The following is a 14,348-nucleotide window of genomic DNA, read 5'->3' on the forward strand; positions in this document are numbered from 1 at the left end:
TATTGCGCGAAGCCCCCCCTCAGAACTTCACCACCATCAGGATCGCGCGCGCCGGGCCATTCAGGGCGGTGATGCAATGGGGGACGTCGGCGGCATAGCGGGCCGTGTCGCCCTTGCCGATGACGCCTGTGGCAACGCCGGAGGTGACTTCCAGGCGGCCCTCCTCGGCAATCAGCTGTTCCCTTGTGCCGCGTTCGTGGGGCTTGCTGTCCAGCCGGCCGCCTTCCGTGAAGATCAGCTCATAGACCTCGAAGCGGCCGGTGTCCTGGGGCGGCGACAGAATGCGGATCTTGCAGCCGTCGCCCGCCCGATCCAGGGCCGGGGTCTGATGTTCATGCAGGATTTCGACCCGGTCCTCGGGCGATTCCTCACCCAAAAGACCGGCGAAATCGACATTCAGCGCCCGTGTGAGGTTGAGCAGCGTCGCGACGGTCGGATTGGATTCACCGCGCTCGATCTGGCTCACCATGGAACGGGAGACGCCGGAAAGCTTTTCCACCGCCTCCAGCGAAAGGCCTTGCGCCCGGCGCGCTTTTTTCAGGCGCTCGGGAAGACGGGCGAGTATATCTGGTTCTGTCATGACGGAACTAAAATCCGTTCCGCCGGATTTTGCAATTCTCTTTTTGGGGTTGACGCTCCTTCGACGGCGGCCTCACCCCATCCAGGGCACGTTGCTCTTCACAATCTCGCGCGGCCCCAGAATGCACGGCTCCTGATCGAATTTGAGATCGGCAAGCTCCGCCTTGGTCTGACTGACAAGGTCTTCAAAGGAAATCCGTTTCCGGTCGCGAAGGATCTTTGCCAGATTGAACGTGAACGCCCCGTGGCTGGTCACGCCATGGCGGTATTCATAGGAATACTGGTCGGCCCGGCAGGCCTCGATGATGACCGGCAGATAAGCGCCCCGCGTCTTGTCAGGTTCCTTTTTCTTCAAGGCCTCGTACTGCTTTTCACTCAAACCGCGCAGCATGGAGGAGCGGCCCAAACGTTCGGTCGCGCCGTTGGCGCTGAAGAACTTGTTGAAGACCTCCTTGTCGGACGTAAACTCGGCATTGATGCGCTCGAAGTCGCGCTGCACCCAGGTGTTGGTTTTGGTATCCCATTTCAGCTCCCGGTGCCGGACATCGTCCGGCGGTGAAATCCCGCGGATGCGGGCGCCGCCATTCTTGTGAATGCCGCCGGAATTGCAGCAGTCGAAGATCATCACCAGGCGGCATTCGTAAGGCAACTGGCTGTAGAGTTCATAGATCTGCTTGTCGGCGATCGACGTCGCTTCGCTCCAGTCGAAGTCCCAGGGCACAAGCGTCTCGACAAAATGATCCGGTTCGCCGTTTGCGCCATATTCCGGATAACGGGCGCCGTGGCCGCTATAATAGAACACCAGTTCGTCGCCTTCCCGAGGATCGTCCAGCAGCCAGCCCAGCCGCTCCAGAATGCCCTGCGCGGTCGCCCGGCCGTCCAGGCAGGTGCGGATCGAGGACGCCGGCATGCCGCCCCGTTGCAGCAATTCGCTCATCGTGAAGACGTCATTGACGCAGCCGTCAAGCCGGTCCGACGCGTTGGGGTAGTCGTTGATACCGACCAGAAGCGCCTTCTGCTCTTTTTCGCGCCTCCCTGTTATGCCGCGCACCGCCTTGATCGTCCGCCGGCTTTCTCCCATGAGCGAAGCATAGGGCATCCAGACATCGGCCACCGTCTGCGGGTGTCCCAGATACTCCGTGGCATCGTGATCGGCGATGCCCTCGATATCGAAAGGCGTCAGCGTTTGGCGGAAATTGTCGGCGCCGATATTGACAATCGGCCGTGTGAACACGTCATCGTGCCTGTTGTAGAGATGGTGCCAGAAGTCCACCTCCAGCACCCCGATGCGGCCATTGGTGAGATTGCGCAACACGAACGGGTTGTTGAGCTGGGACCCGAAGGTGACATAGACCGCCTTTTTCAGAACCTTGCTGACAGCGGGCGCTTTCGCGTCGTCATGGGCAAACGCATCATAGCTCAAGAGGCTTCCAAGGCTGTGCGCCAGAATGATGTCCGGCTTGCGCTTGGCGATCTCTGTCAGCATCAGCTTGCGGGTGCGCGCCTTGAACTCCTCATCGGCGCACCAGGCAACCACATAACCCGCGGTCCAGCGGATCCGGTCGGTGACGCCGGAAAACAGCCCGCGCTTTGACCTGAACGGAGACGAGATACCGCTCCAGCCAAGCTTGGCCAGGGCGCGCATCGTTTCCAGGAATGACAGGTCCGTCTCCTGAAAGATGCGATCGTAGTTCAGGAAACTGAATTTCAGTTCGCTGTCCGCCGGTATCGGAAAAGCCTCCCTGACCGCTGTTTCCCAGCGCCCCTCCCAAGTCCCGTCCGTGTGATTTCCCAGTCCATGAATGCAAAGAATATCGATTGTCTTGGCCATGACTTTACCCTCCGGAAGGAAGCACTATCTTGGATAGCTTTTCTGAAAACTGCAATTCTCGGCAAGGCATATTTCACGAGAGCTCGCGAACCTATCGGCTTTCAGGCCCCATCCATTCCGGCTAGACTTCAGTCAAGCCGATAAAGACATCAGAACCGGCCCGACTTCTGGGGGATCACATGACTGCCTTGCCACGCCTTTTCTTTGCCACAGCCGCCATCTTTGCCCTGACCGGCATGGCCTGGGGCATTCACATGTCCGCGTCGGGCGACCACACGCTCGCGCCGGCTCACGGCCACCTGAACCTGCTCGGCTTCGTGATGATGTCGGTGTTCGGCACCTACTACGCCCTGACGCCCAAGGCCGCCGCTGCGGGCCTGGCCAAGATCCACTACGGAATGAGCGTCGTGACGGTCGTTACCATGGCGCCCGGGATCGCCCTTGCCATCAATGGCGTCGATGAAATTCTCGCCAAGGCCAGCTCGGTTCTGGCCATCCTGACCATGCTGGTTTTTCTGGTCACGATCCTAAGAAATCGCGCCGACTGACCGCCCGGTCGCTTCCGGGGCGCATCCTGTCGCATTCGGAACACCTGAGATACCGCCCTCTCCCATAGCGTTCGGTCAATCGCCGGAGCACCGATTTGACGCGTGTTCCGGCAGCTGAAAACTGGAAACGCCCCGGAGAAAACCCATGGCCAGCGATATCGAAATTGCCCGTGCAGCCAGCATGAAGCCGATCCAGGAGATCGGCGCGCGGCTCAACATTCCCGACGAGTCCCTCCTGCCCTACGGCCGCACCAAGGCCAAGATCTCCGGGGACTATATCGCGAGCCTCAACGGCCGCGACAGCGGCAAGCTGATCCTGGTGACCGCGATCAACCCGACGCCTGCCGGCGAAGGCAAGACCACCACCACGGTCGGTCTCGGCGACGGTCTCAACAAGATCGGCAAGAACGCCATGATCTGCCTGCGCGAGCCGTCCCTCGGCCCATGCTTCGGCATGAAGGGCGGCGCCGCCGGCGGCGGTTATGCCCAGGTCGTGCCGATGGAAGACATCAACCTGCATTTCACAGGTGACTTCCACGCCATCACCTCCGCGCACAACCTGCTTTCGGCCCTGATCGAGAACCACATCTACTGGGGCAACGAGCTCGGCATTGATCAGCGCCGTGTCGTCTGGCGCCGCGTGCTCGACATGAACGACCGCGCCCTGCGCGAAATCGTCTGCTCGCTCGGCGGTGTTGCCAACGGCTTCCCGCGCGAAGGCGGTTTCGACATTACCGTGGCCTCCGAGATCATGGCGATCCTGTGCCTTTCCACCGACCTCGACGACCTGCAGCGCCGCCTCGGCGACATCATCGTTGCCTATCGCCGCGACCGCACCGCGATCACCGCGCGCGAGCTGGAAGCCGACGGCGCCATGACCGTGCTTCTGAAGGAAGCCATGCAGCCGAACCTGGTGCAGACGCTGGAAAACAATCCGGCCTTCATCCATGGCGGCCCGTTCGCCAACATCGCCCACGGCTGTAATTCCGTCGTCGCCACCCAGACGGCGCTGAAGCTCGCCGACTACGTCGTCACCGAAGCCGGCTTCGGCGCGGATCTCGGCGCCGAGAAGTTCTTCGACATCAAGTGCCGCAAGGCGGGTCTCCATCCCGATGCGGTCGTCATCGTCGCCACCGTCAAGGCGCTGAAGATGAATGGCGGCGTCGCCAAGGAAGATCTCGGCTCGGAGAACGTCGAAGCTGTGAAGAAGGGCTGCGCCAACCTCGGCCGCCATATCGAAAACGTGAAGCAGTTCGGCGTTCCGGCCGTTGTTGCCATCAACCACTTTACCGCCGATACCGAGGCTGAAATCCAGGCCATCAAGGCCTACTGCGCCGAATACGGCGTCGACGCCATCCTGGCGACCCACTGGGCCAACGGCTCCGCGGGCACCGAGGAACTGGCGACCCGCGTGGCAGAACTCGCCGAAAGCGGCGCTGCCCAGTTCGCTCCGCTCTATGACGACAACCTGTCGCTGTTCGAGAAGATCGAAACCGTCGCCAAGCGTATCTACCGCGCCGACGAGGTTCTGGCCGACAAATCCGTGCGCGACCAGCTCAAGCGCTGGGAAGAAGACGGCTTCGGCAACCTGCCGGTCTGCATGGCCAAGACCCAGTATTCCTTCACGACCGATCCGCAGCGCCGCGGTGCGCCGACCGGCCACAGCCTGCCGGTGCGCGAAGTGCGCCTGTCGGCAGGCGCCGGTTTCATCGTGGTGATCTGCGGGGAAATCATGACCATGCCCGGCCTGCCGCGCGTGCCGTCGGCCAACCACATCAAGCTCGACGACAAGGGTCAAATCGAAGGGCTGTTCTGATCTCGTCCGGACCGGAACAGCAAACTCGGGCGGATCGCAAGATCCGCCCTTTTTCTTACGCAGTCGGCAAAGGCCGGCAGCCGCCCCCGTAAGTTTAGACAGCTACAAATCTTTCCCGACTCGGGTCAGACTTTTGCAAAGCTGGTCGGGTTCGCTCCCCTGTCGCGTAAACGACTTGGCGTGTCGCATTGGAGATATCGGCGAATCCGGCTTGAGGCATAAGGTTTTCCACTAAGTTGATGGCCTTGATGCGCCTGGTTGGAGCTGCCCATGTCTGACGAAGAAGATATCGATCTCGCCTCACTGTCCGACGACGAACTCGTCGAGCAAATGCATGATGACCTTTATGACGGTCTGCAGGAAGAAATCACCGACGCCGTCAACATCCTGCTGGAACGCGGCTGGGTCCCTTACGACATCCTGACCAAGGCGCTGGTCGAAGGCATGCGCATCGTCGGCATCGACTTCCGCGATGGCATCCTGTTCGTGCCGGAAGTGCTGCTGTCGGCCAACGCCATGAAGGCCGGCATGAGCATCCTGCGGCCGCTGCTCGCCGAAACCGGCGCACCGAAGGTCGGCAAGATGGTGATCGGCACCGTCAAGGGCGACATTCACGATATCGGCAAGAACCTCGTCTCCATGATGATGGAAGGCGCCGGCTTCGAAGTGATCGACATCGGCATCAACAATCCGGTCGAGAACTACCTCGCGGCCATCGAAGAGCACCAGCCGGACATTCTCGGCATGTCCGCCCTTCTGACCACCACCATGCCTTACATGAAAGTGGTCATCGACGAGATGAAGGCCAAAGGCATCCGCGACGACTACATCGTGCTTGTCGGCGGTGCGCCGCTGAACGAGGAATTCGGTGAAGCCGTCGGCGCCGACGGCTATTGCCGCGATGCCGCCGTGGCTGTGGAAATGGCGAAGGATCTGATCGCGCGCCGCCACAACCAGCTGGCAAATCGGGGCTAGGCTAGAGCACGCCCCTTGAATTTTGGATCATTTGATGACGGAAAGCAGTTCATTCGGCAAGGCGCGTCGCGAAGCTCGATGTGGTACATCGGGCGAGCAGCACAACGCTGCCGATGAGCTGCTTTCCGTCACCCGAAGGGCCGGGCTCTTTAACTCGCTGACAGCGTTGTCTTGCGCTAGTGATGGACCTACACCACTGCGCACAAGCCGCCTTGTCAGCAAGCGAAATCGCTCCGGTCAAATGGTCCAAAATTCAAGGGGCGTGCTCTAATGTTCAAGGAGGCTGCCGACATGCGGGCGGGCGAGCCTCTTTTTCCGATCGAAACGCAAGGGGACGCGAACGACAAGATCGGCCGCGTCCTCGTCATTGCCTGCGGCGCGCTGGCGCGCGAGATCATCGCGATCCGAAAGGCCAACAAGCTCGACCATGTCGATCTGACCTGCCTGCCCGCCCAGCTGCACAACACGCCCGACAAGATCCCGGACGAAGTCCGCCGCACCATCCTGATGAACAACGATGTCTATTCCGACATCCTGGTCGCCTATGGCGATTGCGGCACCGGCGGCCTGCTTGACAGAGCGCTGGAGGAAACCGGCGCGCGCCGCATCGAGGGTGCGCATTGTTATGCCTTCTTCTCCGGCCTGGACGAATTCGACCGGATGGAAGAAGACCAGCTCGGTACCTTCTATCTGACGGACTTTCTCGCGCGCCATTTCCAGACCATGGTGATCGAGCCGCTCGGCCTCGACTGGCACCCGCATCTGAGAGACATGTATTTCGGCCATTACACCCGGGTTCTCTATATAGCCCAGACCGACGACCCGGCGCTTGAAGACGCCGCGCGCCGGGCCGCCGAACGGCTCGGACTGGCCTTTGAGATGAAACGCACCGGCTATGGCCTGCTGACACCGTTTCTGGACAAAGACGCAACGGATTAGGCGCAGAGAATTCGTCACCGGCGACGTCGGTTTTTCACGTGATGATGCCGCTATCAGGCGAAACCGAAATTCACGCTTCCGGCAAACATGAGTTTCAAGAAGAGGAGACGCCATGGCGCAGAAGATCATCGTTTACTGGCGGGACATTCCGGCGCAGATCCTGGTGAAAAAGGGCCGCAAATCGGCCCGGCGGGAACTGCCGGCGATGTTCATGGAAGCGATCGATGCCTGCGCCATGCGGATCGGGGCAAAGGATAGCGACGCCTATATGGCGGAGTGGCGCCGCACAGACCCGGTGGATGTCTCCGACGACTTGGAAACGGAAGCGGATACGGCCCTCGCCGACCTGGTGGCGGCGTATCCAAAAGAGCGGTTGAAGACCCTGCTCGCTAGTGGAGGAACGGAACATGACTGAACAGCGCCTGCTCGATAATGGGCGGCTTCCCGCCTCCACCGAAATGTCGCCGAAACAGGTGGTCGAAAAGACCGAACTGCTTCAGCACATTCCGGCAGGTGCACAGGTCTATGTCACCGATCTGGGCAACTGTTCCGAAGACATGATCGTCGAGGCGGCCCGTCTTCTGCGCGACAACAAGCTGACCGCCGTGCCCCACATGGCGGCCCGCCGTTATCCGTCCATGGCCGCGTTCGAGCGCCGCATCACCCGCCTGACCCAGGAAGCCGGTGTCACCGAGGTCCTGACCATTGCCGGCGAAGCCGACAAGTCCGGTCCGCTCACCTCTTCCGTCGCGCTTCTGGAAACGGGCCTCTTCGACAAGCTCGGCATCAAGAAGATCGCCGTCGCCGGCCACCCGGAAGGCGCGCCCGACATCAAGCCGGACGTCATCAAGTCCTTCCTGATGCGCAAGCATGAACTGGCGGCCGAAAGCGATGCCGAATTCCGGATCGTCACCCAGTTCGGCTTCGACCCGCACCGGGTCAGCCTGTGGCTGGACGAGTTGCGTGAGTGGGGCAACCAGTTCCCGGTCCATGTCGGCGTTGCCGGCCCGGCCAAGATGACCACTCTTTTGAAATTCGCCGCCTTTGCCGGCGTCGAGAACTCACTTAACTTCCTGAAAAAGCGCGGCGGCGCCGTTGTTTCCATGCTGGCGGGCTACGATCCCGACACCATGGTCGAGCCGCTGGAAAACCGCGTTGTCAGCCAGCCCGGCACCCAGCTTGCCCAGATCCACGTCTATCCCTTCGGTGGCATCGAAAAGACCGCCAACTGGCTGCATGGCCGTGGGAGCTGGTCCTTTCAAACCTCCACTTCAACCCTGACAGCCAACGAGAGCGCATAAATGACCCGCACCGTCGTCGCCTCCGCCACCAAGGAAATCATCATCGGCTTCGACCAGCCGTTCTGCGTCATCGGCGAGCGGATCAACCCGACCGGCCGCAAGAAGCTGGCGGCCGAAATGGCCGAGGGCAACTTCGAGACCGTCAAGGCCGACGCCCTCGCCCAGGTCGCGGCAGGCGCCACCATGCTGGACGTCAATGCCGGTGTGACCGCCGTCAACCCGAACGAAACCGAGCCGCCGCTGCTGGTGAAAACTCTCGAGATTGTTCAAGAGCTTGTCGACGTTCCCTTGTCCATCGATTCATCCGTGACCGCTGCCATCCAGGCTGGTCTGGAAGTCGCCAAGGGCCGTCCGCTGGTCAATTCGGTGACCGGTGAAGAGGAAAAGCTGGAAGCCATCCTGCCGCTCATCAAGAAATACAATGTGCCGGTGGTGGCCATTTCCAACGACGAGACCGGCATTTCCGAGGATCCGGATGTGCGCTTCGCGGTCGCCAAGAAGATCGTCGAGCGCGCCGCCGATTACGGCATTCCGGCTCATGACATCGTCGTCGACCCGCTGGTGATGCCGATCGGCGCCATGGGCACGGCCGGCCAGCAGGTATTCCGCCTTCTGCGCCGCCTGCGCGAGGAACTGAAGGTCAACACGACCTGCGGCCTGTCCAACATCTCCTTCGGTCTGCCGCACCGCCACGGCATCAATGCCGGCTTCATTCCGATGGTGATCGGCGCCGGCATGACCTCTGCGATCATGAACCCGTGCCGGCCGCAGGAAATGGAAGCCGTGCGCGCCGCCAACGTCCTGAACGGTGCCGATCCGAACTGTCAGGAGTGGATCATGACCTACCGCGACCACCAGCCGGCAGCAGCGGGCGCAGTCGCGGCACCGGCCGAGGGTGGAGCGTCCGCGGGTGGCCGCCGCCGCGGCGGCCGTGCCGCACGTCGCGCAGTCTGAGGACCATAACTTAGCAGTTTGCGGTTCTCTCCCCTCCGCAAACGGGGTGGCCTTCCACCATATCCAGGATGGGACCCCCACCCCAATCCCCTCCCCGAAAAGGGGGAGGGGTTTTCTGCGTTGAGAGGCTCACTTTCAATCGCGGGAACAGAGTTTGGTCCATGTTCGACAGTGGACCCACAAGCAGTGCATAGTCCCCCTCCCCCTGGTGGGGAGGGATCAGGGGTGGGGGTGATCTTGCCGAAACTCCGAAATGGAAAATCTCGTTAGGTTCAAGAGCCGCAGTCCACATGACCGAGCCAGTCAAACACGCCAAAGTCGTTTTCCAGCCGAGCGGACGCCGGGGGCATTTTCCGGTGGGAACGCCGCTGCTCGATGCCGCCCGTTCCCTCGGGGTCTATGTGGAATCGGTCTGCGGCGGGCGCGGCATTTGCGGGCGCTGCCAGATTTCCGTGTCCGAAGGCACTTTCGCCAAGGAAAACCTGACCTCCGCGGCTGAGAACCTTGAAGGCGCGACCGAGGCGGAAAACCGCTATGCCAGCCTGCGCAACCTGCCCGCCGACCGGCGCCTGTCCTGCCAGGCCAAGATCCTCGGCGATCTCGTGGTCGACGTGCCGACCGACGCACAGACCAACCGCCAGGTGGTGCGCAAGCGCGCCGAGGCGCGCCAGATCGACGCCGACAGCGCCGTCTCTCTGGTGACCATCTCCCTTCCCGAACCGGACATGGAAACTCCGCGCGGCGACATCGACCGACTGCGCGAAGCCCTGATCGAAAAGACCAGGCTCGCCGATCTGACCTTCGATCCGATCCTGTTGCCCAAGGTTCAGGCCATCCTGCGCAAGGGCAACTGGCAGGTCACGGCCGCGATCCACCAGGACCGGTCCGTCCTGCCCACGCTGGTGGCGTTGTGGCCGGGCGAAAAACAGGCTGTCTATGGTCTTGCCGTCGATATCGGCTCCACGACGATTGCCGCGCATCTCTGCAATCTTCAGAACGGCCGCACCGTATCCTCTGCCGGCACCTCCAATCCGCAGATCCGTTTCGGCGAAGACCTGATGTCGCGGGTCTCCTATGTGCAGATGAACCCGTCGAAACTGCCGGACCTGACCAGGGCCGTGCGCGAGGCGATCAACGCGCTTGTCGACAAGCTGGTCGGCGATGTCGGCGCGGAGCGCTCCGACGTGCTCGACGCCACCTTTGTCGGCAACCCGGTGATGCATCACCTGTTCCTCGGCATCGACCCGGTGGAACTGGGCGGCGCGCCTTTCGCCCTCGCAGCCTCCGACGCCATGGTGCTGAACGCCCGCGATCTCGACCTGGAACTCAATCCCGGCGCCCGGGTCTACATGCTGCCCTGCATAGCCGGCCATGTCGGCGCAGATGCGGCGGCGGCAACACTGGCCGAAGGCCCCTACAAGCTCGACGAGATCACGCTCCTGGTCGACGTCGGCACCAATGCTGAAATCGTGCTCGGCAACAAGGACCGGCTTCTGGCCGCTTCCTCGCCCACCGGCCCTGCCTTCGAGGGCGCGGAGATTTCCTCAGGTCAGCGCGCGGCACCCGGTGCCATCGAGCGCATCCGCATCGACAAGGAAACGCTCGAGCCGCGTTTCAAGGTGATCGGTGTCGACGAGTGGTCGAATGAAGAAGGCTTTGCCGAAAAGGTCGACAGTGTCGGTGTCACCGGCATCTGCGGCTCCGGCATCATTGAGGCCGTTGCCGAAATGTATCTCGCCGGCCTGATCACCGAGGATGGCGTCATCGACGGGTCGATGGCCGCGCGCACCAGCCGCGTCCAGGCCAGGGGCCGCACCTTCTCCTATCGGATCGCGGACGAAGACGTCGAAATCTCGATCCTGCAGACGGATATCCGCGCCATCCAGCTGGCCAAGGGCGCGCTCTACGCCGGGGTTAAACTCTTGCAGGACAAGCTCGGCACCTACAAGCTCGACCGGATCCGCCTTGCCGGCGCTTTCGGCAGCTATATCGATCCCCAATACGCAATGGTGCTTGGCCTGATCCCGGACTGTCCGCTGGACGGCGTCTCCGGTGTCGGCAACGCCGCCGGCACAGGCGCCCGCATGGCGCTGCTCAACCGCGGACACCGCCGCGAGATCGAGCAGACCGTGCGTGACATCGAGAAGATCGAAACGGCGCTGGAACCGAAGTTCCAGGAGCATTTCGTCAACGCCATGGCCCTGCCCAACAAGGTCGACCCGTTCCCGCACCTGCGCGCCGCGGTCGAGCTGCCTGCCAAAAAGACCGTTGACGAGGGTGAAGGCGCGGGAGGCGAGCGCCGGCGCAGACGGCGGCGCGGCTGACGCGGCCTGCGGGCTCAGACGGTCAAGGGTCCCAGAAATACTGTTCCCTGAGCCGCCGCCAGATCTTCTCGCCGACCAGGCAGTCATAGGGTTTGTCGAAGGTGATCTGCGCCTTGATCACCCTTGCAGGCTCGGGCGGCATCCGGCCGCCGATCTCCAGGATCAACTTGCGCCGGACCGCGTCCGGAAACTGCGCCCATTCGACCACCGGGATCACGAAACTGGTCGGCCCGCCGATCACGCAGCGCCGGTAATATTCGTCAAGGTCCGGAATATTGAACTGGAAGCCGATGCCGCCCTTGGTCATCAGCGGCAGGCCGTTGATGATGAAACCGCTCTCGACAGCCGCGTCGCGGGCAAGCGTCACGGGAGCCCCCTGGTTGTTGGGTCCGTCCCCGGAGATGTCGATGACCATCCGGTCGGCATCGTAGGGCACGTCGGCGAGCAGCGCCGAGGCATGGCGAATGGCGCCTGAGATGGATGTGCGCCGCTGGCCGAATGTTTGGTCGCTCAAGACCTTGTCGGCGAACTCCCGGGCGTCTTCTCCGGTCTCTATGATGGACCAGGGCACGATTTCACGGGCGTGGCTTTCATTGGCCCATTCGAACATCATCAGCCCGATCCGCCCGTGAAGACCGAGTTCGATCGCCCGGGCGACCTCGGGGCTTGCGATGGCTGCGGCATAGCCCTGACGCTGGATCTGGAGTTCTTCGGGAGACATGGACCGGGAGACATCAACGGCAAGCACAAGGGCAACGTCCACCTGTTCCTGCGCTGCGGCGGGCAAGACGGGCGCCAGTAGCAGAGAGACTGCGCCGACAAGAAACCGGAACCTCGGTGGCCTCCACATGGGTCAAGGATAGCTCAAATGCGGAGATCCGCCAGCAGCGAGAGAATTTGGCCCGATAAACGATCTGTGATCGATTGGCACTCCCGGTGCGCTCCCCCTTTCGCGCCCCTGCCCGGTTCCGCTATAAAGACCTTAAAATGTGAGACGCTAGGGAGTTCTTCATGTCAGACACCGCGGCCAACGACCAGATCGAAAAACCGATGCTGGCGACGCTTCTGCACCAAGGCGTCTACCGGATCGTGATGCAACGTCCGGAACGCATGAACGCGCTGTCGACGGAGATGATGACGGCCTTGTCCGCGGAACTGCAAAAGGCCGCCGACGACCCGGCGGTGCGGGTGGTGCTTCTCGGTGCCGAAGGCAAGGTATTTTGTGCCGGCCACGACCTGAAGGAGCTGACCGCGGCGCGGGGCGAAGCCGATGGCGGCAAGGCCACTTATGAGCGGATCATGCGGCAATGTTCCGATCTGATGCAGCAGGTCGTGCGCCTGCCCAAGCCGGTGATCGCCGTGGTGACGGGAGTTGCCACCGCCGCCGGCTGCCAGCTGGTCGCCTCCTGCGACCTGGCGATCGCCACCGACACGGCGACCTTCTGCACGCCGGGCGTCAATATCGGCCTGTTCTGTTCCACGCCGATGGTGGCCCTGTCCAGAAACGTCGCCCGGAAGCAGGCGATGGAAATGCTGCTGACCGGCGAAAGCATTGACGCCTCTACCGCCAAGGAATTCGGCCTGATCAACCGGATCGTGCCGGGCGATTATCTGGAACAGGTCGTCCAGAAATACGCCGAGGTGATCGCCTCCAAATCCTCCAAGACGCTGAAGATCGGCAAGGAAGCCTTTTACCGCCAGCTGGAAATGCCGCTGTCGGAAGCCTATGACTTCGCCGCCGCGACCATGGTGGAAAACATGATGGCCCGCGACGCGGAAGAAGGCATTTCCGCCTTTCTGCAGAAGCGCAAGCCGGACTGGACCGACAGCTGATTTTGTCGGTCCGTCTGGTGGGAAGGTCGCTTGAACTCTGCCCGGTCTGCGGCTTGGCCGGTACCGAAGCCTTTGACGAGACCGGAGCCGAGACTTTCGCTATCTGCAATTGCAGTGGTTGCGAAAGCGGTTATGAATATCAATCGAACACAACTGAAAACCGGTTTTTCCAGCTGCGCCGAAAATGGCTAGTTGAACGAAACGGCAATTGGTTTCAGTTGAAAGCCAGACCGAAAGACTGGAACGCGCTCAGGCAATTGCAAAATGCCGGGCTGGAGATCCCGGAATAGGTATTTTTGATGGCACAAGCTGGCTATTCCGGCCGTCCCCTGTCGGCAAAACTGGGCCTGAAACCCGGCATGACCTGCTGGCGGCACAACATGCCGGAAGCGATCGCCGAGTTGCTCGACGCGCAGGCGCCCACGGCAACACTCATGCCATCGGCCGCGCCCGGTCTCGACTGCGCGCACGTCTTTGTCACGGAACGCGACGACCTTGCCGTTCAACTGTCCGGCTTGCGTGACTTGCTGGCTCCGGATGGCATGATCTGGGTGTCCTGGCCGAAAAAAGCCAGCAAGGTGCCGACAACCGTCACCGAGGACATCGTGCGCGAAATCTGCCTGCCGATGGGCCTTGTCGACATCAAGGTCTGCGCCGTCGACACAGTCTGGTCCGGCTTGAAGCTGGTGATCCGCAAGGAGCTTCGCAAAGAGCAGGCAGACAAGCTGGCGGCCGCGCACTAAGAGCCATTCCCCAGATTGTCATCCCGGCCGCAGCGAAGCGAAGAGCCGGGACCCATATGTGGACGGCCCCGTGGTTGCAAGGTTAGATTTTGTGATGTTTCGGACGCGGTCATATGTACGGCCTTTTTTTGCGGGTCTTATGACCGCTGGCCAAGATGGGTTCCGCGACGGACGGGTTCCAAACAGTATTGCGATGTCGGCGCTTGCGCCGCCACTGGGTCCCACGGAGTTTCCCGTCCACTTCGGCTCGACCGAACACACCTCTTCCATCTTCCCTTGCAAGTTCCTGTCTCGCGTCGCTCCGGTCAGGCGTTGACGCGGGTCCTTTGTCTGCCCTCAGGCGTGTTCCGGTTTAGACTTTGGTGACAGCGGGCGGTAAGTCTCGCCGCTGACCATCAGTTTCCAGGCGATGCGGGCTAGTTTGTTGGCCAGCGCCACGGCTGCCAGCTTGTGCGGCTTGTGAAGGCACAGCTTGGCCAGCCAGGGCCAAGGCGTTTTGAGCCGG

Annotated in this window: 14 protein-coding genes; 11 read left to right on the forward strand and 3 right to left on the reverse strand. The window is 61.8% G+C overall.

Going from position 1 to position 14,348, the window contains the following annotated elements:
* Nucleotides 1–19: 19 nt before the first annotated feature.
* Nucleotides 20–580: a helix-turn-helix domain-containing protein gene (locus M0H32_RS19200; protein WP_248156791.1), complete on the reverse strand. Its 561-nt coding sequence runs from the start codon at nt 578–580 to the stop codon at nt 20–22.
* 72 nt (nt 581–652) lie between these two features.
* Entirely contained in the window at nt 653–2,410 is a 1,758-nt protein-coding gene (locus M0H32_RS19205; RefSeq protein ID WP_248156792.1) for a caspase family protein, read from the reverse strand.
* Between the two features lie 179 nt (nt 2,411–2,589).
* Here M0H32_RS19205 and M0H32_RS19210 point away from each other — a divergent pair, with 179 nt between their 5' ends.
* The 8 genes from M0H32_RS19210 to M0H32_RS19245 all read left to right on the forward strand — a co-directional run bounded on the left by M0H32_RS19210 (nt 2,590) and on the right by M0H32_RS19245 (nt 11,267).
* Nucleotides 2,590–2,958, forward strand: a complete 369-nt coding sequence (locus M0H32_RS19210; RefSeq protein WP_248156793.1) for a hypothetical protein — start codon at nt 2,590–2,592, stop codon at nt 2,956–2,958.
* Between the two features lie 145 nt (nt 2,959–3,103).
* On the forward strand, nt 3,104–4,774 hold the full coding sequence (locus tag M0H32_RS19215) for a formate--tetrahydrofolate ligase (protein WP_248156794.1): 1,671 nt from the start codon (nt 3,104–3,106) through the stop codon (nt 4,772–4,774).
* 270 nt (nt 4,775–5,044) lie between these two features.
* Nucleotides 5,045–5,749: a corrinoid protein gene (locus M0H32_RS19220; protein WP_248156796.1), complete on the forward strand. Its 705-nt coding sequence runs from the start codon at nt 5,045–5,047 to the stop codon at nt 5,747–5,749.
* A 270-nt stretch (nt 5,750–6,019) separates the two neighbouring features.
* The gene (locus M0H32_RS19225) at nt 6,020–6,688 is read left to right on the forward strand and encodes a DUF1638 domain-containing protein (RefSeq protein ID WP_248156798.1); all 669 of its coding nucleotides are present in this window, start codon (nt 6,020–6,022) and stop codon (nt 6,686–6,688) included.
* 112 nt (nt 6,689–6,800) lie between these two features.
* Nucleotides 6,801–7,103, forward strand: a complete 303-nt coding sequence (locus M0H32_RS19230) for a virulence factor (protein WP_248156799.1) — start codon at nt 6,801–6,803, stop codon at nt 7,101–7,103.
* On the forward strand, nt 7,096–7,989 hold the full coding sequence (locus tag M0H32_RS19235) for a methylenetetrahydrofolate reductase (RefSeq protein ID WP_248156800.1): 894 nt from the start codon (nt 7,096–7,098) through the stop codon (nt 7,987–7,989). Before M0H32_RS19230 ends, M0H32_RS19235 begins: the two co-directional genes overlap by 8 nt.
* Entirely contained in the window at nt 7,990–8,943 is a 954-nt protein-coding gene (locus tag M0H32_RS19240; protein ID WP_248156801.1) for a methyltetrahydrofolate cobalamin methyltransferase, read from the forward strand. It begins immediately after the preceding gene.
* Between the two features lie 290 nt (nt 8,944–9,233).
* The gene (locus M0H32_RS19245; protein ID WP_248156802.1) at nt 9,234–11,267 is read left to right on the forward strand and encodes an ASKHA domain-containing protein; all 2,034 of its coding nucleotides are present in this window, start codon (nt 9,234–9,236) and stop codon (nt 11,265–11,267) included.
* Nucleotides 11,268–11,289: 22 nt separating this feature from the next.
* Here M0H32_RS19245 and M0H32_RS19250 read toward each other — a convergent pair whose 3' ends face one another.
* Nucleotides 11,290–12,054, reverse strand: a complete 765-nt coding sequence (locus tag M0H32_RS19250) for a DUF1194 domain-containing protein (RefSeq protein WP_248156803.1) — start codon at nt 12,052–12,054, stop codon at nt 11,290–11,292.
* 224 nt (nt 12,055–12,278) lie between these two features.
* Here M0H32_RS19250 and M0H32_RS19255 point away from each other — a divergent pair, with 224 nt between their 5' ends.
* Genes M0H32_RS19255 through M0H32_RS19265 form a run of 3 tightly spaced genes read left to right on the forward strand, consistent with a single transcriptional unit; the run spans nt 12,279 to nt 13,843 of the window.
* Complete coding sequence (locus M0H32_RS19255) at nt 12,279–13,100, forward strand: enoyl-CoA hydratase (protein WP_248156804.1); 822 nt, start codon at nt 12,279–12,281, stop codon at nt 13,098–13,100.
* A gap of 53 nt (nt 13,101–13,153) precedes the next feature.
* Entirely contained in the window at nt 13,154–13,390 is a 237-nt protein-coding gene (locus tag M0H32_RS19260) for a hypothetical protein (RefSeq protein WP_248156806.1), read from the forward strand.
* A 9-nt stretch (nt 13,391–13,399) separates the two neighbouring features.
* Nucleotides 13,400–13,843 carry a DUF3052 domain-containing protein gene (locus M0H32_RS19265; RefSeq protein ID WP_248156808.1) on the forward strand — a complete coding sequence of 148 codons (444 nt, stop codon included), beginning with the start codon at nt 13,400–13,402 and terminating at the stop codon, nt 13,841–13,843.
* Nucleotides 13,844–14,348: the final 505 nt, after the last annotated feature.

Source organism: Roseibium sediminicola, from assembly GCF_023156505.1.
Lineage (GTDB): Bacteria > Pseudomonadota > Alphaproteobacteria > Rhizobiales > Stappiaceae > Roseibium > Roseibium sediminicola.

Coding starts and splice junctions, on each gene's coding strand:
- M0H32_RS19240 (WP_248156801.1), top strand. CDS start 7,990: ATGACCCGCACCGTCGTCGCCTCCGCCACCAAGGAAATCATCATCGGC.
- M0H32_RS19255 (WP_248156804.1), top strand. CDS start 12,279: ATGTCAGACACCGCGGCCAACGACCAGATCGAAAAACCGATGCTGGCG.
- M0H32_RS19200 (WP_248156791.1), bottom strand. CDS start 580: ATGACAGAACCAGATATACTCGCCCGTCTTCCCGAGCGCCTGAAAAAA.
- M0H32_RS19215 (WP_248156794.1), top strand. CDS start 3,104: ATGGCCAGCGATATCGAAATTGCCCGTGCAGCCAGCATGAAGCCGATC.
- M0H32_RS19220 (WP_248156796.1), top strand. CDS start 5,045: ATGTCTGACGAAGAAGATATCGATCTCGCCTCACTGTCCGACGACGAA.
- M0H32_RS19210 (WP_248156793.1), top strand. CDS start 2,590: ATGACTGCCTTGCCACGCCTTTTCTTTGCCACAGCCGCCATCTTTGCC.
- M0H32_RS19245 (WP_248156802.1), top strand. CDS start 9,234: ATGACCGAGCCAGTCAAACACGCCAAAGTCGTTTTCCAGCCGAGCGGA.
- M0H32_RS19235 (WP_248156800.1), top strand. CDS start 7,096: ATGACTGAACAGCGCCTGCTCGATAATGGGCGGCTTCCCGCCTCCACC.
- M0H32_RS19230 (WP_248156799.1), top strand. CDS start 6,801: ATGGCGCAGAAGATCATCGTTTACTGGCGGGACATTCCGGCGCAGATC.
- M0H32_RS19265 (WP_248156808.1), top strand. CDS start 13,400: ATGGCACAAGCTGGCTATTCCGGCCGTCCCCTGTCGGCAAAACTGGGC.
- M0H32_RS19225 (WP_248156798.1), top strand. CDS start 6,020: ATGTTCAAGGAGGCTGCCGACATGCGGGCGGGCGAGCCTCTTTTTCCG.
- M0H32_RS19205 (WP_248156792.1), bottom strand. CDS start 2,410: ATGGCCAAGACAATCGATATTCTTTGCATTCATGGACTGGGAAATCAC.